Source organism: Blastomonas natatoria, assembly GCF_003201955.1.
Taxonomy (GTDB): Bacteria; Pseudomonadota; Alphaproteobacteria; order Sphingomonadales; family Sphingomonadaceae; genus Blastomonas; species Blastomonas natatoria.
The window spans coordinates 67,709-87,826 of record NZ_QJJM01000004.1 but is presented as its reverse complement, the minus strand read 5'-3'; the positions used below and the strand labels follow the sequence as shown (position 1 = coordinate 87,826).

At 64.5% G+C, this 20,118-nt stretch carries 20 protein-coding genes and 1 pseudogene; 11 read left to right on the top strand and 10 right to left on the bottom strand.

The window, feature by feature from the left end; translation table 11 throughout:
• Positions 1–104 precede the first annotated feature (104 nt).
• The 4 genes from C7451_RS06100 to C7451_RS06085 form a co-directional block, all read right to left on the bottom strand.
• Positions 105–539: a chemotaxis protein CheW gene (locus tag C7451_RS06100; protein ID WP_110298087.1), complete on the bottom strand. Its 435-nt coding sequence runs from the start codon at positions 537–539 to the stop codon at positions 105–107.
• Positions 536–2,920 (bottom strand): chemotaxis protein CheA, encoded by a 2,385-nt coding sequence (locus tag C7451_RS06095; RefSeq protein ID WP_110298086.1) that lies wholly within the window; start codon positions 2,918–2,920, stop codon positions 536–538. The genes C7451_RS06100 and C7451_RS06095 overlap by 4 nt, the downstream gene beginning before the upstream one ends.
• Before the next feature lie 72 nt (positions 2,921–2,992).
• Positions 2,993–3,643: a histidine phosphotransferase family protein gene (locus tag C7451_RS06090; protein ID WP_110298085.1), complete on the bottom strand. Its 651-nt coding sequence runs from the start codon at positions 3,641–3,643 to the stop codon at positions 2,993–2,995.
• A gap of 141 nt (positions 3,644–3,784) precedes the next feature.
• The gene (locus C7451_RS06085) at positions 3,785–4,195 is read right to left on the bottom strand and encodes a M67 family metallopeptidase (RefSeq protein WP_110298084.1); all 411 of its coding nucleotides are present in this window, start codon (positions 4,193–4,195) and stop codon (positions 3,785–3,787) included.
• Positions 4,196–4,211: 16 nt separating this feature from the next.
• Between C7451_RS06085 and C7451_RS06080 the strand changes: the two genes are divergently transcribed.
• From C7451_RS06080 to C7451_RS20465, 4 genes and pseudogenes are all read left to right on the top strand, one after another.
• The gene (locus C7451_RS06080; protein WP_110298083.1) at positions 4,212–5,186 is read left to right on the top strand and encodes an RluA family pseudouridine synthase; all 975 of its coding nucleotides are present in this window, start codon (positions 4,212–4,214) and stop codon (positions 5,184–5,186) included.
• Positions 5,187–5,262: 76 nt separating this feature from the next.
• Positions 5,263–6,168, top strand: a complete 906-nt coding sequence (rpoH, locus tag C7451_RS06075; protein WP_110298082.1) for an RNA polymerase sigma factor RpoH — start codon at positions 5,263–5,265, stop codon at positions 6,166–6,168.
• A 185-nt stretch (positions 6,169–6,353) separates the two neighbouring features.
• On the top strand, positions 6,354–6,749 hold the full coding sequence (locus tag C7451_RS06070) for an NADH:ubiquinone oxidoreductase subunit NDUFA12 (RefSeq protein WP_110298081.1): 396 nt from the start codon (positions 6,354–6,356) through the stop codon (positions 6,747–6,749).
• A gap of 158 nt (positions 6,750–6,907) precedes the next feature.
• Positions 6,908–7,180 (top strand): annotated as a pseudogene (locus tag C7451_RS20465) (DUF2155 domain-containing protein); the annotation flags it as partial.
• A gap of 35 nt (positions 7,181–7,215) precedes the next feature.
• Here C7451_RS20465 and aat read toward each other — a convergent pair.
• Positions 7,216–8,058 carry a leucyl/phenylalanyl-tRNA--protein transferase gene (gene aat / locus C7451_RS06060; protein ID WP_110298080.1) on the bottom strand — a complete coding sequence of 281 codons (843 nt, stop codon included), beginning with the start codon at positions 8,056–8,058 and terminating at the stop codon, positions 7,216–7,218.
• Between the two features lie 111 nt (positions 8,059–8,169).
• Between aat and prfB the strand changes: the two genes are divergently transcribed.
• The 3 genes from prfB (at position 8,170) to C7451_RS06045 (ending at position 11,520) form a co-directional block, all read left to right on the top strand.
• Entirely contained in the window at positions 8,170–9,297 is a 1,128-nt protein-coding gene (prfB, locus tag C7451_RS06055) for a peptide chain release factor 2 (protein WP_110298079.1), read from the top strand.
• Positions 9,278–10,024, top strand: coding sequence for a class I SAM-dependent methyltransferase (locus C7451_RS06050; RefSeq protein ID WP_244181659.1), 747 nt, complete (start codon positions 9,278–9,280; stop codon positions 10,022–10,024). The genes prfB and C7451_RS06050 overlap by 20 nt, the downstream gene beginning before the upstream one ends.
• A gap of 92 nt (positions 10,025–10,116) precedes the next feature.
• Positions 10,117–11,520: an NAD(P)H-dependent flavin oxidoreductase gene (locus C7451_RS06045; RefSeq protein ID WP_110298078.1), complete on the top strand. Its 1,404-nt coding sequence runs from the start codon at positions 10,117–10,119 to the stop codon at positions 11,518–11,520.
• A 146-nt stretch (positions 11,521–11,666) separates the two neighbouring features.
• On the opposite strand, the gene C7451_RS06040 is transcribed toward C7451_RS06045, so the two are convergent.
• Complete coding sequence (locus C7451_RS06040) at positions 11,667–11,861, bottom strand: hypothetical protein (RefSeq protein ID WP_110298077.1); 195 nt, start codon at positions 11,859–11,861, stop codon at positions 11,667–11,669.
• Positions 11,862–12,081: 220 nt separating this feature from the next.
• On the opposite strand from C7451_RS06040, the gene C7451_RS06035 reads away from it, so the two are divergent.
• Positions 12,082–13,272: a CaiB/BaiF CoA transferase family protein gene (locus C7451_RS06035; RefSeq protein WP_110298076.1), complete on the top strand. Its 1,191-nt coding sequence runs from the start codon at positions 12,082–12,084 to the stop codon at positions 13,270–13,272.
• 23 nt (positions 13,273–13,295) lie between these two features.
• On the opposite strand, the gene C7451_RS06030 is transcribed toward C7451_RS06035, so the two are convergent.
• The 4 genes from C7451_RS06030 to C7451_RS20195 all read right to left on the bottom strand — a co-directional run bounded on the left by C7451_RS06030 (position 13,296) and on the right by C7451_RS20195 (position 15,956).
• Positions 13,296–13,667 carry a PilZ domain-containing protein gene (locus C7451_RS06030; protein WP_244181657.1) on the bottom strand — a complete coding sequence of 124 codons (372 nt, stop codon included), beginning with the start codon at positions 13,665–13,667 and terminating at the stop codon, positions 13,296–13,298.
• A gap of 122 nt (positions 13,668–13,789) precedes the next feature.
• Positions 13,790–14,254, bottom strand: coding sequence for an RNA polymerase-binding protein DksA (dksA, locus tag C7451_RS06025; protein WP_171007712.1), 465 nt, complete (start codon positions 14,252–14,254; stop codon positions 13,790–13,792).
• 712 nt (positions 14,255–14,966) lie between these two features.
• Positions 14,967–15,494 carry a ribosomal eL19 family protein gene (locus tag C7451_RS20200; protein ID WP_244181655.1) on the bottom strand — a complete coding sequence of 176 codons (528 nt, stop codon included), beginning with the start codon at positions 15,492–15,494 and terminating at the stop codon, positions 14,967–14,969.
• Positions 15,495–15,500: 6 nt separating this feature from the next.
• Positions 15,501–15,956, bottom strand: a complete 456-nt coding sequence (locus tag C7451_RS20195; RefSeq protein WP_244181653.1) for a hypothetical protein — start codon at positions 15,954–15,956, stop codon at positions 15,501–15,503.
• Positions 15,957–15,960: 4 nt separating this feature from the next.
• Between C7451_RS20195 and C7451_RS20190 the strand changes: the two genes are divergently transcribed.
• The 3 genes from C7451_RS20190 to C7451_RS06010 all read left to right on the top strand — a co-directional run bounded on the left by C7451_RS20190 (position 15,961) and on the right by C7451_RS06010 (position 20,109).
• Positions 15,961–16,068 (top strand): PEP-CTERM sorting domain-containing protein, encoded by a 108-nt coding sequence (locus C7451_RS20190; protein WP_244181651.1) that lies wholly within the window; start codon positions 15,961–15,963, stop codon positions 16,066–16,068.
• Positions 16,069–16,218: 150 nt separating this feature from the next.
• The gene (gene serS / locus C7451_RS06015; protein WP_110298074.1) at positions 16,219–17,490 is read left to right on the top strand and encodes a serine--tRNA ligase; all 1,272 of its coding nucleotides are present in this window, start codon (positions 16,219–16,221) and stop codon (positions 17,488–17,490) included.
• 105 nt (positions 17,491–17,595) lie between these two features.
• Positions 17,596–20,109, top strand: coding sequence for a penicillin-binding protein 1A (locus tag C7451_RS06010; RefSeq protein ID WP_110298073.1), 2,514 nt, complete (start codon positions 17,596–17,598; stop codon positions 20,107–20,109).
• Positions 20,110–20,118 lie beyond the last annotated feature (9 nt).

Genomic DNA, 20,118 nt, shown 5'->3' with positions numbered 1-20,118 from the left:
CTGCGGCATGTGTGCCGGTGCCCGACCTTATGGCCGATTGGTAAGTAGCACCTTAACGGACCCGCCGTCGTTCCGCGCTTTGTCGCAAAAAGGGGCAGATCAGCTCATGCCGCGCGGCGCATGGCCGGATTGACCATGTAATCCGGGTCGATCAGCAGATAGGTCTCGCCGCCCAGTTCCAGCAGTGCACGGCCAATCTCGCTCCAGCCGGCCGGAAGCTGGCTCGGCAGCGGCAGCGTGTCAGTCGGGATGGGAAGGACGTCGAGGACGTCATCGACCAGCAGGCCATAGCAGCAACCGCCGATATCCACGACGATCGCCGGCTGGCCCGCGATCAGGTCGGCCGGTTCGCCGGTGACGAAATACTGGCAGTCGATCAGCGTCAGCACCCGGCTGCGCAGCGCGAAAAGACCGGTGATGAACGGTGCCGAGGACGGCACGGGAACCGATTCGCGGACCTTCACCACACTGTCGATGCGCTCGGACGGGATCGCGACGGTTTCGCCGGCGATCACCGCGATCAGGTAGAGATCCTTCATGCGCTCTGCCTTTGCTGGCCAGCGATCAGTCGGCCCAGCAGGGTCGCCCGATCGTAGCGATAGATGGTGTCCGGGTCGGCGCCCGCTGCGTTCATCGTGTCGCTGAGCCGGATGACCTGGCCGCGCAGCTGGCCGGGCGATGCTGCGCTGTCGCCCACGATGATGGTGATGGCGGGGTCCAGACCGTCGAGGCCGCCTGCCTCGCCGTCGACCATGACCGGGCGATAGCCGGCCGCTGCAACCAGTGGTGCCAGAATGTGGCGCGTCCACGGATCGTCGCCGCCGATCAGCCCGCAGGCCGGGCGCACGCTTTCCGGTGGCGCGCCGAGCAGCATGCTGAAGATCCAGTGCACGTCCACCACCTCGAGCTGCAGATCGCCGATCAGCGCGATGCCGCCGACCAGACCCGGTTGCGATGCGGGGTCGATCCGCGACGGCAGCCGGACGATATCGATCACGTCGTCGACCGCATACAGCGCCTGCAGGCGTCCGTCGGTCAGGTGAAGCAGCTTGGCGCAGTCCTCTTCGGGCAAGGCGGACAGCCCGATGACCGGGCGGCTTTCGCCGTCGATGTTGAGCCGCACATTGCCGGCGACCATCGCCATGCGGGCGGTGTCGGCGTCCTCGACCCGCTCGACTGCGGCCAGCGCGATCAGGCGCAGCTGGCCACTCAGCTCGCGGAACAGCAGGGCCGATCCGCCATCGCTTTCGGGCGAGGCCTCGTCGGTTTCGGCCGGGCTGCGCTCGGGCCTGGGCATTTCGTTCAGCCGTGCCCGATGGGCAAGGCCCAATGGATCGAGCAGCAGCATCGGACGCCCGTTATCGGGCAAGGTCGTGCCCGCATACAGCCCGTCGGCCATGATCACCGGGGCGCCGGGGCGCACGACCAGTTCCTCATGGTCGATCACCGCTTCGACCGAAAGGGCATAACGCAGGTCCGATGCCGCGTTGACGGTCACGATCGTGCGGTACCGGGTCTGGGGCTCTGCGTCCATATCGAGCCCGAGCAGCGTTTCGAGCGCGACATAGGGCAGGCATTCCCCGCGAATATAGGCAAGGTCGCTGCCGCCGACCTGCTGGATGCGGACCTGGCTGTTGCTGTCGAACAGGATCTCGCGGATCGCCGAACGCGGCATGGCGAATTCCTGGCCGCCGGCGCGCACCGTCAGGCACGGGATGATCGTCAGCGTCAGCGGTACGCGCAGGATCACGCGCAGTCCGCGGCCCGGATAATTCTCAAGGTCGATCGAGCCGCCGATCCGCTCGATGTTCGATCGCACGACATCCATGCCGACGCCCCGGCCCGAAATCGCGGTCACGTTGTCGGCCGTGGACAGGCCGGGCGCAAAGATCAGTTCCAGCCTGGCGCGTTCGCTCATGCCGTTGATTTCGCTCGAGCTGCGCACCTTGGCGGCCAGCGCGCGCGCGGTCAGCTTCTCGATGTCGATGCCCCGGCCATCGTCGGCGATCTCGATCAGGATCTGGTTGCCCGACTGGCGGGCCGAGATGCTGAGCCTGCCAGTCTCCGGCTTGCCGACCACGCGTCGCCTCGCGGGTGTCTCGATGCCATGGTCGATGGCATTGCGAATGATATGGGTCAGCGGATCGCGGATCATCTCGATCATCTCGCGGTCCAGCTCGACATTGTTGCCCGAGGTGCGCAGATCGACCTGCTTGCCGAGTTCGGTGCTGAGGTCGCGCACCAGGCGGGGCAGGGGAGAGAAGATGCGCTCGATCCGCTGCATGCGCGTCTGGCCGATGGCATCGCGCATGTCGGCGATACAGGCGGATAGGCGTTCGAACGCGTTTTCCAGGCTTGCCCCGCTATGCTCGTCGCGCAGGCAGCGGGCGACCTCGTTGCGCGCCAGGACCATGTCCGACACACCGTTCATCAGATGGTCGATCAGCTCGAGCGGTACACGAATCGATCGCACGACATTCTGTCGCCGGACCGGATCGGGTTCGTCGCGGACAGTGATCTCTTCCTCGTCGGGATCGGCGGTCGGCGGGGCAATGTTGCGGTTGAGCGCGGCGATGAGGTCGGCATCGGCGCCATCGGGCAGGGCATCTCCCGTTTCCATGACGACGATCAGTTCACCGATGCGATCGATGATAGCCAGCACGGCGTCGACCAGCGGGCCGGATGCCTCGCGCTTGCCGTCGCGCACCTGGGCCAGCACGTCTTCGGCGGCATGGCTCAGCCGCTCGAACCGGGGCAGGTTGAGAAAGCCGCAACTGCCCTTGACGGTGTGGACGAAGCGGAAGATCGCGTCCAGTCGCGCGCTGTCCCTGGGGTTCTGTTCCCACAGCACCAGCTCGCTGGCAAGCGCGTCCAGCGTTTCGCGGGTCTCAGCAATAAATTCCTGAATCAGGTCGTCCATTTTCACCGTCCGCAAGCGCTGGCGGACGGTGTGCGCTGAATATGGTTAAGATCAGGTTGCGCTTGCTGAAGGTCAGACGCGCAGCATGGCGCCGATCACCAGCGATTCGGGTGCGGCGGCCAGCTGGATGGTGCCGCCATGGGCCCGCGCGATCCTTTCGATCATGAAGGCAGGCGCGGTGCGCGGGCTCAGCACCATGTTTGCGATGTCGCCCTGCAGCGCAGCGGCGAGCGATTCATCGATCACCACCTTGGGGCCAGTGGCATTGACCGCGATTTCACAGGTTCCATCCTGCTCTTCTGCCGCGATGATCAGCTGCCCGCCCCGCACCAGCCCGTCGAGCCCGACCAGCGCCAGGTTGAGGAGAACCTTGACCGCCGGCTTGGCGAGCATCGCGCTGGGCACATGCCATTGCATCTCGACGCGCGGCTTGTCCGCGACCAGTCCTTCGATCAGTTGGCGCGGTTCGCTGACATCAACCTTGTCGCCAAAGCCGCCGGCTGCGCCGAAGGCGAGGCGAAAGAACTTGAGCTTGTTGGCAGAGGCCCGTGCGCTGTCGGTCAGCAGTTCGACGCAGCGCGCGCGCATCTCGGGATCGGTCTCGTCGGCGAGCAGTTCCAGACCATTGTTCATCGCGCCGATCGGGCTCAGCAGATCGTGGCAGAGGCGCGAGCACAACAGGCTGGCGAGTTCGGTTTCGTTCAGATCTGCAGAGCTGGGCATGATGGGGTGCTGGCCTTGTGGCGGAGACAAAAGTAGAAGAGAAATACCGGCTGATGCCGCTATGCGTCGATGTGGCGAAAATGCCGCATGGGTTCAAGTGTTAATCAGGCAATGGGCCGTCATGGCGTCTGGCGGTGCCCGTCATGCGGCAGGCAGTGCAAGCTCGATCGGATCGAACGCGCCGTGCAGCACGCCGCTGGTCACCGCGCGCCAGGCCGTGATCTGCCCGGACGCGACGATCAGCCATATCCGTCCGTCGCGCGCCGCATCGGCAGCATCGCGCGGGGAAGGGGTGGCGAGGCCATTGGGGTGCGAATGATAATGGCCCAGCACCTGCGGCCCGCCCGCGCGCGCGGCGCGCTCGGCAGCGATCAGGGCGGCAGGGTCTATTTCGAAGCGGACGTGCGGATCATCCGCGACATTGGCACAGGGCAGCGCAGCCGCGATGCGATCCGCCGTTCCCAGCAGCAGCCCGCAGCATTCAAGCGGATGCGCTGCTGCGGCCTCGGCCAGCAACTGTTGGTGGAGTGCGCTTGAAAGCAGGACCGGCATCGGCCAGAGGATAGCGATGAATGATGGGCAATCCAGTGGCAGTTCGTCAGCCGAGGTGAGAACCGGGCTCGTCCCGGATGCGGCGGCAGGTCTGCGCATCGACGCGGGCCTCGCGCTGGCCGCGCCCGACCTGTCGCGCGAACGGATCAAGACGCTGATCCTGGAAGGCGCGGTCATGCTGGATGGCAAGCCTGTCACGCGGCCCTCGGGCAAGCTGGCAGCGGGCATGGCTTATGTCATACGCCTGCCTGCAGCTCAGCCGCTCGATGCCGAGGCACAGGCCATCGCGCTCGATATCGTGTACGAGGACGAGCATCTGCTGGTCGTCGACAAGCCCGCCGGGCTGGTGGTGCATCCCGCAGCCGGCCATGCCGATGGCACGCTGGTCAATGCGCTACTGCACCATTGCGCGGGCCAGCTTTCGGGCATTGGCGGGGTGGCGCGGCCCGGCATCGTCCACCGGATCGACAAGGACACATCGGGGTTGCTGGTGGTTGCCAAGACCGATGCCGCGCATCTGGGCCTTGCTGCACAATTCGCCGAGCATTCGATCAACCGGCGCTATGTCGCCATCGTGCAGGGCAGGCCCAGTCCCGCCAATGGCACGGTGCGCGGCAATATCGGCCGGTCCGATCATGATCGCAAGAAGATGGCGCTGGTGGGCGAGGGGCGCGGCAAGCATGCGGTGACCCATTTCACCACCGAGGAACGGCTCAGGGATGCAGCGCGGATCGAGTGCCGGCTGGAGACCGGCCGCACCCATCAGGTGCGGGTGCACATGGCCAGCATCGGGCATGCGCTGCTCGGTGACCCGCTCTATTCGCGCCCGCCAAAGGGCCTGCGCGACCTGCTGAAAGCCGCGGATTTCCGTCGTCAGGCATTGCATGCCCAGCGGCTGGGCTTTATACATCCTGTGACTGGATCTGAATGCGACTTTTTTAGTCCGATTCCGGCCGACATGGCGGAACTTTTGGATAGATTGCGTGTTTAGGTTGCAAGTCGAAATGCGATCCCCATGAAGGGTGCTCCATCGAGGCCCGCATAACGGATTGGCAGAAAGGGAAAAAATGAGCGCGACCAGAAGTGTCCCGGCAACGATCCCCGCCCTTGGAGGCGAGGCCAGCCTGAACCGTTACCTCACCGAAATTCGCAAATATCCGCTGCTCAAGCCCGAGCAGGAATATATGCTGGCCAAGCGCTATCAGGAACATCAGGATCCCGAAGCTGCGGCCCAGCTGGTGACCTCGCATCTGCGCCTCGTGGCGAAGATCGCGATGGGTTATCGCGGCTATGGCCTCCCGGTGAGCGAGCTGATCTCCGAAGGCAATATCGGTCTGATGCAGGGTGTGAAGAAATTCGAGCCCGATCGCGGCTTCCGCCTCGCCACCTATGCGATGTGGTGGATCAAGGCGTCGATCCAGGAATATATCCTGCGCAGCTGGAGCCTCGTGAAGATGGGCACCACCGCCGCGCAGAAGAAGCTGTTCTTCAACCTGCGCCGGATGAAGAACAACCTGCGCGCGTTCGAGGACGGCGATCTGCATCCCGACGACGTCAAGGCGATCGCCACCAAGCTGGGCGTGTCTGAAACCGAAGTCGTCAACATGAACCGTCGCATGGCGATGGGCGGCGATGCGTCGCTGAACGTCTCGATGCGCGAGGATGGCGACGGCCAATGGATGGACTGGCTGGCGGACGAGAGTCCGTTGCAGGATGTCGCCGTGGCCGATGCGCAGGAGGCTGAAATGCGCCATGCGCTGCTGGGCGAGGCGATGCAGTCGCTCAACGAGCGCGAGCGCCACATTCTCAACGAGCGGCGTCTGGTCGATGATCCGAAGACGCTTGAGGAATTGAGCCAGGTCTACAATGTCAGTCGCGAGCGTGTGCGCCAGATCGAGGTGCGCGCCTTCGAAAAGCTGCAAAAGGCGATGCACCGGCTTGTTTCGGACAAGCAGATGGCATTGGCCGGCTAATCGTGATTGCCGGGGCGAGGCTGTCCCGGCCGCAGGGATCCCGACGGGTCGCACCTGATGGATAGAAGCGGGATGGCTCTGCCGTCCCGCTTCACCTTCATGCACGACAACAAAGGCCTGTTGCCGGGGCTTTTCGATGCAAAAGCATCTTCCCCTTTCCGTCGCTACGCATTAAGCGGGCGCTCATGGGACTATTGGCTAAAATCTTCACCTGGTGGGACGGCGCGACCGTCGGAACGCATCTGTTCAGCGCGCTGAACGGCGAGAAGGTCGGCGAAGACCATCAGGGCAACACCTATTTCCGCTCCAAGCCCAGAAAGGGCATGAAGGAGCGCCGCTGGGTGATCTACAAGGGCGCCAATGATGCGAGCCGGGTGCCGTCCGAATGGCATGGCTGGCTGCACCACAGCTATGACGCCATTCCCGAAAGCCATCTGCCGCCGCCGCGGATCTGGGAAAAGGATTATGTTCCCAATCTGACCGGCACGTCCGCCGCCTATCGCCCTGCCGGCGCGCTCGAGCGCGGCGGTGTGCGTGCTGCTGCCACCGGCGATTATGAAGCGTGGACGCCCGAGGCGTGACGCGCGGGCGAATCATCGCCATTCTCATCGTTGTCGCCGCGCTTGCAGGGGCCGGGTATTTTGGCGGCTATAAATACGGCCGGCAGCTGCTGAATTCGGGCAAGTCCGCCGCCTCGCAGCGTGTCCCGCTGGCGGCACCCGCGCCCACGCCCGTGCAGATGACCGAGGGCGATGCCACACCCTTGGCCGAACGGGTTGCCACCCTCGCCTTGCTCAACAAGCGCAATGGCGAGATCCGCGACCTGGAGATGAAGCCAGGCGAATCGCGCCGCATCGGCAATGCGATCGTCCGCCTGTCGGCCTGCGAGCGCACCGCGCCGTGGGAGCAGGTGCCGGAAACCGGCGCCTTCGTTCAGCTGCTGGTCCAGGAACGCGAAACCCGGTCGTCAGAGCCCGTCTGGAAGCGCGTGTTTTCCGGCTGGGTGTTCAAGGAATCGCCCTCGCTCAACGTCGTCGAACACCCGATCTACGACGTCTGGGTCAAGAACTGCGCAATGGAATATCCGGGCGAGGACGCGCCGGTGGAAGAAGCCGGCAAGGGTGCTCCATCGGCTGCGCCCACGGCTTCGGCCCCTGCCAATGCGGAAAATCCGGCCACCAGTCCCGATTCCGCGCCTCGGCCTGCCTCCGGTCCCGCCACGCCCGCGACCGATACCGAATAAAGCCCCGGCATGACCGGGTGCGGCCGCTGGACCCGTGGCGGCGCATAGGGCGAATCGGCTATCGCCTCGTTCAGCAGCGCCAGATATTCGCCCTGCGGCAGTTCGATCGCTCCCATCGAGGCCAGATGCGGCGTGATGAACTGGCAGTCGAGCAGGGTCAGCCCGCCCTTGCGCATCGCCGCGACCAGCCAGGCGAGCGCGACCTTGCTCGCATCGGTCGCGCGGCTGAACATGCTCTCGCCGCAGAACGCGCGGCCGATCTCCACCCCGTACAATCCGCCGACCAGCTCGCCATCGCGCCAGCATTCCACGCTGTGCGCGCGGCCCTGGCTGTGCAGCGCGATGAAGCTTGCCTCGATCGTGCGGTTTATCCAGGTCTGCTCGCGGCCTTCAGCGGATTGCGCGCACATGGCGATGACGCGCGCAAACGCGCGGTTGCAGGTGACGGTGAACCGGTCCTGGCGCACTGCCTTGCGCAGCGAGGTCGAGAAGTGGAAATTGTCCAGCGGCAGGATGGCGCGCATCTCGGGCTCGACCCAGAAGACATCGACATCGTCGCGCGCATCGGCCATGGGGAAGATGCCGATGGCATAGGCCCGCATCAGCATGTTGAGATCGATGGTGACCGGACCGGGGGTGCCGTGCATGCCATCAATCTAGGCGCTTGGAGGGCAAGTTCAATCGGCATTGCGGGCAGGGCTTTGCGATTGCCGGGCAATCGGCTAGAGCGCGGCTCGATTTATTCAGGAGTGACCCCCATGCGTGCCGAAGGGCAGGCCCATATCGATACCATCAACGCCGCGCTGGCGCTGGTCCGCAAGTTCCTGGACTGGGACCGCGCGCTGCGTCGTCTTGACGAGCTGAATGCGCGCGTCGAGGACCCCACCCTGTGGAACGATCCCAAATCGGCCGAAGAGGTGATGCGCGAGCGGCGGCGGCTGGAACAGGCGATCGGCACCGTCAACGAGATCAGCCAGGAAATGGCCGATGCGATCGAGTTCGTCGAACTGGGCGAGGCGGAAGGCGATGACGAGACCATCGCCGAAGGGCTGGCGACGCTGAAGGCGCTCGCCGAGCGCGCCGAGCGCGACAAGGTGCAGGCGCTGCTCGCTGGCGAGGCGGACAGCTATGACACGTATCTGGAAGTCCATGCCGGCGCCGGCGGGACCGAAAGCCAGGACTGGGCCGAGATGCTGCAGCGCATGTATTCGCGCTGGGCCGAACGGCGCGGCTACAAGGTCGAGCTGGTTGATTATCATGCGGGCGAGCAGGCGGGCATCAAGTCTGCGACCCTGCTGATCAAGGGCGAGAACGCCTATGGCTGGGCCAAGACCGAAAGCGGCGTCCACCGGCTGGTGCGCATCTCGCCCTATGACAGCTCGGCGCGGCGGCACACCAGCTTCTCGAGCGTCTGGGTATATCCGGTGATCGACGACAGCTTCGAGATCGACATCAAGGAAAGCGATCTCAAGATCGATACCTATCGCGCATCGGGTGCGGGTGGTCAGCACGTCAACACCACCGACTCCGCAGTGCGTATCACGCACATCCCATCGGGCATCATCGTCGCCAGCCAGAACGACCGATCGCAGCACAAGAACCGCGCGACCGCGATGAACATGCTGAAGGCGCGGATGTACGAGGCCGAGATGCAGAAACGCGAGGCCGAGGCTTCGGGCGAATATGCCGCGAAGACCGAGATCGGCTGGGGCCACCAGATCCGCTCTTATGTGCTGCAGCCTTATCAGCTGGTGAAGGACCTGCGCACCGGCGTCACCTCCACCTCTCCGGGCGATGTGCTCGATGGCGCGATCGATCCGTTCATGGCGGCGGCGCTGTCGCAGAAGGTGACCGGCGAGAAGGTCGATGTCGAAGATGTCGACTGACCGTCCGGGTCGGTTTTCCTTGCTGCTGCTGGCGACGGCGGTGCTGGCCGCCTGTCAGCCCGCGTCGGGTGACGAGGGCGATCGGCCCGAGACCGCACGCGCCTTTCCGCGTGCCGACCGGCCTGTGGCAGGTGTCGTGAGCAACGAGTTTTCCAATGAGGAAGCGCGCGACGACCGCAATGAAGCGACCAAGGTGATGGACCTGGCCGGGATCGCGCCGGGGATGACGGTTGCCGATATCGGTGCGGGCAATGGCTATTATACCGTGCGTCTGGCCGAGCGGGTCGGTGCCGAGGGCCGCGTGCTGGCGCAGGATATCGATGATGCCGCGCTCAAGCGGCTTGGCGTGCGTGTCGAGCGGGAGCGGCTGGACAATGTCTCGATCAAGCCGGGGGATATCGACGATCCGCGCCTGTCGGAAAACAGTTTCGACCGCATCTTCATGGTGCACATGTATCATGAGGTGACCGAGCCCTATGCATTTATCTGGCGGCTGCGCCCGGCGCTGAAAAAGGGTGGGCAGGTCATCGTGGTCGATGTCGACCGTCCGACCAACCGCCACGGCATCCCGCCCAAGCTCTTGTTCTGCGAGTTCGAGGCGGTGGGCTACAAGCTGGTCGAGTTCATCGAGAAGCCCGATATCGCAGGCTATTTCGCGCGTTTCGAGGCGCAGGGCCCCGCCCTGAAGCCGGACGCGATCAGGGGTTGCGATCAGCCGGGGGCGTGAGACGCAACCCTGGCCGGGGCTGAACGGTTTTTCATTGGTCTTTTTGTGCGCAGCATGCCTATACCGGCATGGGGCAATGTGGGAGCGAATACGTGTTCAAGGGTTTGAAGCCGATCGTCTATGGCGGGCGGGAAGTCTGGCCGCTGGTCGAAGGGGGCAAGGGCGTATCGGCCACCAATCACGCAAGTTCCGGCGCATGGGCCGCAGCAGGCGGCATCGGCACGGTCTCGGCAGTCAATGCCGACAGCTATGACGAAAACGGCAATGTGATCCCGCAGATCTATCATGGCCGCACCCGCGCGGAACGCCACCAGGAGCTGATCCGCTACGGCATCGAAGGAGGTGTCGCGCAGGTAAAGCGCGCGTTCGAGATCGCCGGCGGGCAGGGGGCGATCAACATCAACGTCCTGTGGGAAATGGGCGGCGCGCAGCATATCCTGCACGGCATCCTTGAGCGCACGCGCGGCATGGTCGCGGGGGTCACCTGCGGCGCCGGCATGCCCTATAAGCTGTCCGAAATTGCTGCGCAATACAACGTGAACTACCTGCCGATCATCAGCTCGGCCCGTGCTTTCCGCGCGCTGTGGAAGCGCGCCTATCACAAGGTGAGCGAACTGATGGCGGCGGTGGTCTATGAGGACCCCTGGCTGGCAGGCGGGCATAACGGCCTGTCCAATGCCGAGGACCCGCGCCAGCCGCAGGACCCCTATCCGCGCGTCAAGGCGCTGCGCGACACGATGCGCGCCGAGGGCATTTCGGACGACGTGCCGATCATCATGGCTGGCGGCGTCTGGTACTTGCGCGACTGGGAGAACTGGATCGACAATCCAGAGCTCGGCCAGATCGCGTTCCAGTACGGTACCCGCCCGCTGCTGACGCAGGAAAGCCCGATCCCGCAGAAGTGGAAGGACGAGCTGACCAAGATCAAGGAAGGCGACGTGCTGCTGCAGCGCTTCAGCCCGACCGGCTTCTATTCCAGCGCGGTGCGCAACCCCTTCCTGCAATCGCTGGAAGCGCGCTCGGAACGGCAGATTCCGTTCTCGACCGAGATGGCGGGCGAACATACCGTCCAGCTTGATTGCGGGGTCAAGGGCAAGAATTTCTGGGTGGCACCGGCCGATCTCGACCGCGCGCGCCGCTGGGATGCGCAAGGGTTCACCACCGCGCTCAAGACGCCGGACAACACGCTGGTCTTCGTCACGCCGGACGAGCGCGCCGAAATCCGCAAGGACCAGACCGATTGCATGGGCTGCCTGTCGCACTGCGCGTTTTCGTCCTGGAAGGACCATGACAACAATTCGACGGGCTATCTCGCCGATCCGCGCAGCTTCTGCATCCAGAAGGCGCTGCAGAACATCGCGCATGGCGAGGATCCGGACAAGAACCTGATGTTCGCAGGCCATGCCGCGTACAATTTCGGCACCGATCCGTTCTATTCCAATGGTTTCGTGCCCACGGTCAAGCAGCTCGTGGATCGGATCCTGACCGGGGACTGACCGACTGCCAGGCTTTGCCGTGCCAGCAACAACTGGCCATTGACGCAGGCCCTTTTCTCCCGCATCCCCATGTTAACCGGACGATTAACACGGGGATGCGGGAGATGGATATCAGCTTGTCGCTGCAGCAGCAGGTTCTGCCCGGCTCAATCGGCGAAACGCGAGCGAGCCTTGCGCAGTAACCGGTTCCAGTGCTTGCGGTCGCGGTCGGAAAGGCTGGTGTCCTGCGTGCGTGCCTCGAGCACGCTGACGATCTCCGCCCCATATTTGCGGTGCATCGTCTTCAATTCATCATCGTCGCGCCGACGCTGTGTCGCGCTCTCGAACAAGCTCAATACCATAAACCCCCCAGGGGACGCGTTGCGATCCGTGCTGAAATATGGACGCACCCCTCGTCCCTGGGCAGATGATAGCCTTAAAATGGTGGATTTCGCAACCGCGAGACGGGCGCCGCTACCCAATTTGGCAGGTCTTTCTGCCAGATTTTACGCGATAGGACGCAGGTCGTCCCGAAAACTGACATGAGCCCGGACAAAAATTTTAGGATGAAGGAGCAACCAGGTGGCAGAATCAATCTGGAAGATTAGCGACATCGCCGCGACGGGTCCGCTTGCGGGGGTCAGGGTGCTCGACATGTCGAGCGTGGTCATGGGGCCGCTTGCGACGATGATGCTGGGCGACATGGGGGCCGATGTCATCAAGGTCGAGAACAAGGGCAGCACCCATTCCGGCGACATGATGCGCTATGCCGGGTCTTCGCCGACCGGCGATCTGGGTCCGATCTTCATGGCGCTCAACCGCAACAAGAAGGCGGTGACCATCGATGGGCGCGATGCGCTGGGCAAGGCACAGCTCGAAACCCTGCTGCGCGAGGCCGATGTGTTCTTTCACAATGTCCGCATGGCGGGAATGGCGCGCCTGGGCCTCGACTATGAATCGGTCAGGGCGATCAACCCGAACATCATCTACATCCATTGCTGCGGCTATGGTGCAGACGGCCCCTATGGCAAGCGCCAGGCCTATGACGATCTGGTCCAGGCCGCATCGGGATGGGCAGACCTGTATGCCAAGCGTTCGGATGGGCCGCCGAGCTATACGCCGTCGCTGGTCGCCGACAAGACAGTCGGCCTGTTCGCCACCATCGCCACGCTGGCTGCCGTCGTCCACAAGCAGCGCACGGGCGAGGGGCAGTTCGTATCGGTGCCGATGTTCGAGTGCTTCACCTTCTTCAACATGGTGGAAAATCTCTACGGCCAGACATTTCCCGGCAACGGCAAGTTCGGCTACACCCGCTCGATCAATCCGCGGCGCAGGCCCTATCCGACCAGGGACGGCTTCATCGCGATCGTGCCTTATGTCGACCGGCAATGGGCGCGCTTCTTCGAGATTGGCGGGCGACCCGGCGTTTTCGACGACCCTCGCTTTTCAACCTATGAGGAGCGGACCAAGCATACGGGCGACCTGTATGCGATCATCGAGGAAGTGGCGGCAACCAAGACGACCGACGAATGGGTCGAACTGCTCGACAAGGAAGACATTCCGGCGATGCGCTTCAACCCGATCGAGACGGTGCCAGACGATCCGCATCTGAAGGCGACGGGCTTTTTCATGGACATGGAAGCGCCGCATATCGGGGCCTATCGGACGCTGCGCCATCCCATCGCCTTCGGCGGCAGCCCCGCGAACCAGCGCCTGGCACCGCAGAGCATCGGGGCGCAGAACGCCGAACTTCCGCAGCCGGCCAACGATTGAGCGATCCGACCCGCGTCGGCTGTTCAGCGCGGGAAGGAGGCGCTGTATGTCAATGGGGTGCGCAGATAGCGCGGGGTTTCGGCAGGGGCTCCCACCGGCTTGCGAGCCAGCTTGGGATTGATCGACCGGTCGAAGGCCACCCCGAAGCGTCCGCTGCGCACCCAGGCGATCTGCCCGCGCACCGGGCCGATGTTGCGAAGATCGACGACGATCCGCAGGCCCTGGCTGACTTCGATGTCCGATTCGACCATCATGCCGCCGGCCGAAAGGTTGCGGACCTTGACCTTGTGCTGCCCGCCCGTGTCTTCCACGGTAAGCTCGGCGAGCAGGAACAGGCTGTCCCTTGCACGGGTCTCCTGGCTGTCCAGACTTTGCGGGCTGACGGGCATGTTCATCGAACGGGCTTCCAGATGGCAATGGATGCCCGCCCTGTCCGGGCGAGGCATTGCATTGCCAGTCTATACCGCCAAGACCGTAGCCAATTGGTTAATTTCCGGCCTTTCCGGCGGGTTAAACCTCAGTCGTCGCGGGAAATCTTTTCGCGCCGTTCATGCGCTTCCTGCGCCTCGACCGTCATCGTCGCGATCGGACGGGCGACCAGTCGTCCAAGGCCGATCGGCTCGCCGGTAACCTCGCAATAGCCATATTCGCCCTCGTCGATCCGGCGCAGCGCGGAGTCGATCTTGGCGATCAGCTTGCGCTGCCGGTCGCGGGTGCGCAGTTCGATCCCCCAATCGGTTTCGCTGGAGGCGCGATCGTTAAGATCGGGCTCGCGCATCGGGCCATCCTGCAGCTGCTGGAGCGTGTCCTTGGATGCCGCCAGGATGGAACGCTTCCATTCCTGCAAAAGCGTTCGGAAATATTCGAGCTGGCGCGGAGACATGTATTCTTCGTCAGGCGAGGGGAAATAATCGCCCGCGATGTTCCTGCGCGCCTTGGCCAGCACATCGATGTCGTCGATAGCCGTGGAGATAGACGCCATTAAATGCTCCCGGTGGTCTTGCAGCACCGCCGCCACGTGCCCTCGGTCGGACACGTCCCGTCGGCCTTTGGTTGAGCGGCCTATAGCCAGCGGCAAGGGGGCATACAAGCGGCAAAAGCTGCAGAATCAGCGGCTAATGGCGCTTTCCGGGACGAACCCCTGCCGGACGTACCGTCAATGTAAAATCGTCAGGCCGACCGCGCCATCGAGACTGATTTGGGTTAATTTGGCGCTGGCTTTCGGTTTCAAATCGGGACACGCCCGCTTCGGAAGCCCGGAACCCCACAGTTTTTTGTCGCACGGCTCGCCAAATCAGGGTTAACACCATTGAGCTTAACGCTTTGTTCTGGCTTGCCATGCATATCGGGATGCCAATCCGCCCATGGCTGCAAGGCCACCGGCCGAGGAACGATCCCAGGTCTGAGAGAGAAAACACCATGTCTGTACGGATGGCCCTGGCAAAATTGTGTGCATGCACCTGCGGTGGCGCGATCATCGGGGGGGGCGCGGTGCATGTGGCCGACACGCCGCCCGCACAGGTCAAGCAGTACCGGCAGGTGAAGACGACCAAGCCGATTCGCGGTCGCAAGATCGCCAAGGCGCCTGTCCGCAAGGTCAAGCGCGCCAGGCGGATGGTCGCCCGCACGCCGGTCGAGCCGCAGGTGATTACCGTCACCACGCAACAGGCGCCGATCCCTCTGCCGCTGCCCGCCTATCCGCAGCAGGATTCGGGTGGATTTTCCGGTGGCGGCAGCGGCGGCTTCCCCGTCGTTGTCGGCGGCGGTCTCGGCGGTTTCGGCGGCGGCTTCGGTGGTGGGTTCTTTGGCGGCTTCTTCGGCGGCGGTGGCGGAGGCGGCGGCAGCGTCGTGATTTCGTCGACCGGCTCGACCAGCACCTCGACCGGCGGCTTCACCAGCACCGGCGGATCGACCAGCACGTCGACCGGCGGTTTCACCAGCACCGGCGGCTCGACCAGCACCTCGTCGGGCAGCATCTCGACCGGTGGCATCTCGACCTCGACCGGGGGCGTCAGCACCTCGACGGGCGGTGTCAGCACGTCCACCGGCGGCGTCAGCACGTCCACCGGCGGCATCAGCACCTCGACCTCGACCGGCGGTGTCAGCACCTCTTCGGGCAATGTGAGCTCTTCCAGCTCCTCGTCGTCCTCGTCTTCATCCTCCTCGAGCTCGTCGTCGTCCAGTTCGTCTTCGTCGAGCTCGTCGTCCTCGGGCGGTGACAAGCCTGGCTATCCGGGCAAGCCCGGCAAGCCGGGTGGATCGAGCGGTTCGTCGGGCTCCAGCGGCTCGTCCGGTTCCAGCGGCTCTTCGGGATCGAGTGGTTCGTCCGGCTCGTCGGGTTCGAGCGGTTCATCGGGTTCGACTGGCTCTTCGGGCTCCAGCGGCTCTTCGGGATCGAGTGGTTCGAGCGGTTCGTCAGGTTCGAGCGGCTCGTCAGGCTCCAGCGGCTCGTCAGGTTCCTCTTCGTCGTCCAGCAGCTCCAGCTCGTCGAGCTCCTCCTCGACCAGCACCTCTTCGGGCGCGACCTCGAGCAGCACCTCGTCGAGCTTCGGCGGCACCAGCAGCGGCAGCAGCAGCTCGACCGGATCGAGCAGCAGCTCGTCGAGTTCCAGTTCCTCCTCCTCTTCTTCGTCGAGCACGTCGTCCGGTTCGAGCGGTGGCCCGCCGCCCCCCGATGGCGGCACCGATGTGCCGGCGCCGCCCGCGATCCTGCTGTTCGGCGCGGGCGCGGTGGCCCTGGCGGCCCGTCGCCGCTTCGCCAAGCGCAAGGAAGATGCAAAGCGCAACGCGGACTGATCCGGCCGGCAGCGACCGTCACCGCTGCCCGCCATCGACCGCATACCGAAAAGGGCGATCCCGGTCATGCCAGGGTCGCCCTTTTTGCATGCCCCGCCCCCGCTTTTACCGATTGCATCGGGGCAGGCGGGCAGGGCATAGGCTCAGCCCATGCACGACATCAAATTCATCCGCGAAAATCCGCAAGCCTTTGACGCCGGTCTGGTCCGCAAGGGCGCCGAGCCCGTTGCCGCCGAGATCATCGCGCTCGATGCGAGACGGCGCGAGGCGCTGAACGAATCGCAGGCGGCACAGGCCCGCCGCAACGAAGCATCCAAGCTGATCGGCCAGGCCATGGCGCAGAAGGACATGGCGACGGCCGAGGCGCTGAAGGCGGAAGTGGCGGAGCTGAAGACCCGCCTGGCCGAGCTGGAAGAGCAGGCCCGGACGGGCGACGCCGCACTGGCCGAGCGGCTGGCGGCCTTGCCAAATCTTCCCGCTGCCGACGTGCCGGAAGGTGTGGACGAGACCGGCAATGTCGAAATCAGCCGCTGGGGCGATCTGCCGCAGTTCGATTTCGATCCGAAGGAACATGCCGATATCGGTCCTGCGCTCGGCATGGATTTCGAGACGGCGGCCAGGATCTCCGGCGCGCGCTTCACCTTCCTGCGCGGCGGCATCGCGCGGATGAACCGGGCGCTGGGGCAGTTCATGCTCGATGCGCAGGTCGATCGCGGCTATGCCGAATGTGCGACGCCCTATCTGGTGCGCGACGAGGCGGTGTTCGGCGTGGGGCAACTGCCCAAATTTGCCGAGGACCTGTTCCAGACCACCGATGGCCGCTGGCTCATTTCCACCTCCGAAGTCAGCCTGACCAACAGCGTGCGCGAGCAGATCCTGACCGCGGCCGAGCTGCCCATCCGACTGACCGCACTGACCCCGTGCTTCCGGTCGGAGGCAGGCTCTGCCGGGCGCGATACGCGCGGCCTGATCCGTCAGCACCAGTTCGAGAAGGTCGAACTGGTCACCATCGCTGCGCCCGACCAGTCGGAAGCCGAGCATGAGCGCATGTGCGCCGCGTCCGAGGCGATCCTGCAGGCGCTGGGGCTGCCGTATCGCAAGATGCTGCTGTGTGCCGGCGACATGGGCCAGGCCAGCCGCAAGACCTATGACCTGGAAGTCTGGCTGCCGGGGCAGGGCGCCTATCGCGAGATTGCCAGCATCTCGAACTGCGGCGACTATCAGGCCCGGCGGATGAACACCCGCTATCGGCCCGAGGGCGAGAAGGGCACCGAGTTCGTGCACACGCTGAACGGCTCGGCGCTCGCGATCGGGCGGACGCTCGTTGCGATCGTGGAGAACTACCAGCGGGCCGATGGCTCTGTCCGCGTTCCTGACGCGCTGCAGCCCTATATGGGCGGGCTGGATGTGCTGCGCCCCTGATCGCGATGGCGCTGGCGGCGGCCGGGCAAGCGTTGACCGCGCATCCCGCCGCTTGCGCCAATCCGCTCTGGCCTTGTTCGGGAATCCTGTGCTAACCGCGCGGTCATGAGCGAGGGTGACAGCGGCAGTTCCGCCTATAGCATGCGGCGCGGTGATGACGGGGGATCGCCCCTGAGCGATGCGTGGCAGAAGCGCTGGGTGCGCTGGGCCGCCTATCTTCTGGGGCTGGCGCTGGTCGGCGTGTTCCTGATCTGGGTCATTTTTGCGCGCGACCTGCCTTCAGCTGAAACGCTGGTCGATTACGAGCCGGACCTTCCCACCATGGTGCGCGGCGTCGATGGCGAGATCATCAACAGCTATGCCCGCGAACGCCGCGTCCAGTTGCAGTACAAGGATTATCCGCTGCCGCTGATCCGCGCCTTCCTGTCGGCAGAGGACAAGAATTTCTTCTCGCACAACGGTCTCGATTATCCGGGGCTGGCCTCCGCCGTCTTCGACTATGTCACCAAGCTGGGCTCTGGCCAGCGCGCGCGCGGCGGATCGACCATCACTCAGCAGGTCGCCAAGAACCTGCTGCTGGGCGACGAATATTCGATCACCCGCAAGATCCGCGAGGCCATCCTTGCCTATCGGATCGAGGCTGTGCTGACCAAGCAGGAAATCCTGGAACTCTATCTCAACGAGATCTACCTGGGCCGCAACGCCTATGGTGTCCAGGCGGCGGCGCGGGCCTATTTCGGCAAGGATGTCGCCGATCTCAAGCTGCACGAGGCGGCCTATCTCGCCATCCTGCCCAAGGCGCCGTCGAACTATCGCCCTGAAAACAACATGGAGCGTGCGCTCGAGCGCCGCAACTGGGCACTGGGTGCCATGCAGTCGAATGGCTGGATCACGCAGCAGCAGATGCGCGCGGCGCAGGCCGAGCCACTCGGCACCATCCCGCGCACCGGCGACAATTTCGAGAAGATCGGTGGCTATTTCGTGGAGGAGGTGCGCCGCCAGCTGGTCGAGAAGTTCGGCGAGAAGCGCGAGGACGGGCCGAACAGCGTCTATGCCGGCGGTCTGTGGGTGCGCACGTCGCTCAACCCGCTGATGCAGCGCGCGACGACCGAGGCGCTGCGCGACGCCTTGCTGCGCTACGATCGCGGCAGCGGCTGGAGCGGTCCGCTCAACAGGATCGAGATGGACGATCAATGGGCCTCGCGCCTGGCATCGACCTATATCGATATCGATTACGAGAACTGGCGCGTCGCGGTGGTAATCGACAAGTCGGCGAGCGCGGCCGAAATCGGTTTTGCCAATGGCGACAAGGGTGTGCTGCCCCGATCGACCGCGACCATGCCGCGCAAGCGCGCTGGCGGTACCGCGTTCGATTCGATGAAGCCGGGCGACATCATCGCCGTCGCGCCGATGTCGGGGGACACCTATGCGCTGCGCAACGTGCCGGAAATTTCGGGCGGCATGGTGGTGCAGAACCCGCGCTCGGGCCGGATCTATGCGATGCAGGGCGGGTTCGATTCGCAGATCAGCCCGTTCAATCGCGCCACCCAGGCCGACCGCCAGCCAGGATCGACGATCAAGCCGTTCGTCTATGCGACCGCGCTCGACAATGGCATGACCCCGGCGACGCAGATCGTCGATGGCACGTTCTGCGTCTATCAGTCGGCAAGCCTGGGCAGCAAATGCTTCCGCAATTTCGGCGGCTCGCGCGGGGCGGGCCCGCAGACGATGCGCTGGGGCCTTGAACAGTCGCGCAACCTGATGACGGTGCGCGCCGCCAATGATGCGGGCATGACCAATGTGGTCAAGACGATCAAGGCGGTCGGCATCGGCGACTACAAGCCGTATCTCTCGATCGCTCTGGGCGCGGGCGACACGACGGTGATGAAGATTACCAACGCCTATTCTATGCTGGTCAACCATGGCCGCGAGCTGAAGCCGACGCTGATCGATTATGTGCAGGACCGGCGCGGCAAGGTGATCTTCCGCTCCGATCCGCGCACCTGCGAACGCTGCAACATGCCCAAATGGGATGGCAAGCCGATGCCGCGCTTTGCCCAGCGCGGGCGCCAGATCCTCGACCCGATCACCAGCTATCAGGTCGTGCACATGCTGGAAGGCGTGATCACGCGCGGCACCGCAGTCACGCTGGCGGACCTCAAGCGTCCGATGTTCGGCAAGACCGGAACGACCAGCGGCCCGACGAACGTCTGGTTCGTCGGCGGCACCCCCGACATGGTTGCGGGCATCTACATGGGCTTCGATCAGCCACGGAGCATGGGCGGCTATGCCCAGGGTGGCAGGCTGGCTGCACCGATCTTCAAGCAGTTCGCCAAGCAGGTCCTGCCGACCATGCCGGTCAGCGAGTTCCTTGCGCCCGCCGGGACCCGCATGGTGCGCATCGATCGCCGATCGGGCCGCCGCGTCTATGGGGCATGGCCGGGCGACGAAGCCAAGGCGGCCGTGATCTGGGAAGCGTTCAAGCCCGAAACCGAACCGCGCCGCACGATCCGCCAGGAAGAGATGGCCGCGGTCAAGGCGGTCCAGAAGCGGACCGGACCTGCCGCACGGGCGCGGAGCGACAGCGAGTTCCTGCAACAGCAGGGCGGCATCTACTGACCGCAACCC

Bases quoted from the DNA above. Each gene is read 5' to 3' on its own strand.
- prfB (WP_110298079.1), top strand. From the start codon at position 8,170: ATGCGTGCCGAAGGGCAGGCCCATATCGATACCATCAACGCCGCGCTG.
- C7451_RS06085 (WP_110298084.1), bottom strand. From the start codon at position 4,195: ATGCCGGTCCTGCTTTCAAGCGCACTCCACCAACAGTTGCTGGCCGAG.
- rpoH (WP_110298082.1), top strand. From the start codon at position 5,263: ATGAGCGCGACCAGAAGTGTCCCGGCAACGATCCCCGCCCTTGGAGGC.
- C7451_RS06040 (WP_110298077.1), bottom strand. From the start codon at position 11,861: ATGGTATTGAGCTTGTTCGAGAGCGCGACACAGCGTCGGCGCGACGAT.
- C7451_RS06080 (WP_110298083.1), top strand. From the start codon at position 4,212: ATGAATGATGGGCAATCCAGTGGCAGTTCGTCAGCCGAGGTGAGAACC.
- C7451_RS06030 (WP_244181657.1), bottom strand. From the start codon at position 13,667: ATGAACATGCCCGTCAGCCCGCAAAGTCTGGACAGCCAGGAGACCCGT.
- C7451_RS06050 (WP_244181659.1), top strand. From the start codon at position 9,278: ATGTCGAAGATGTCGACTGACCGTCCGGGTCGGTTTTCCTTGCTGCTG.
- serS (WP_110298074.1), top strand. From the start codon at position 16,219: ATGCACGACATCAAATTCATCCGCGAAAATCCGCAAGCCTTTGACGCC.
- aat (WP_110298080.1), bottom strand. From the start codon at position 8,058: ATGCACGGCACCCCCGGTCCGGTCACCATCGATCTCAACATGCTGATG.
- C7451_RS06095 (WP_110298086.1), bottom strand. From the start codon at position 2,920: ATGGACGACCTGATTCAGGAATTTATTGCTGAGACCCGCGAAACGCTG.
- dksA (WP_171007712.1), bottom strand. From the start codon at position 14,254: ATGGCGTCTATCTCCACGGCTATCGACGACATCGATGTGCTGGCCAAG.
- C7451_RS06070 (WP_110298081.1), top strand. From the start codon at position 6,354: ATGGGACTATTGGCTAAAATCTTCACCTGGTGGGACGGCGCGACCGTC.
- C7451_RS06090 (WP_110298085.1), bottom strand. From the start codon at position 3,643: ATGCCCAGCTCTGCAGATCTGAACGAAACCGAACTCGCCAGCCTGTTG.
- C7451_RS06100 (WP_110298087.1), bottom strand. From the start codon at position 539: ATGAAGGATCTCTACCTGATCGCGGTGATCGCCGGCGAAACCGTCGCG.
- C7451_RS06010 (WP_110298073.1), top strand. From the start codon at position 17,596: ATGAGCGAGGGTGACAGCGGCAGTTCCGCCTATAGCATGCGGCGCGGT.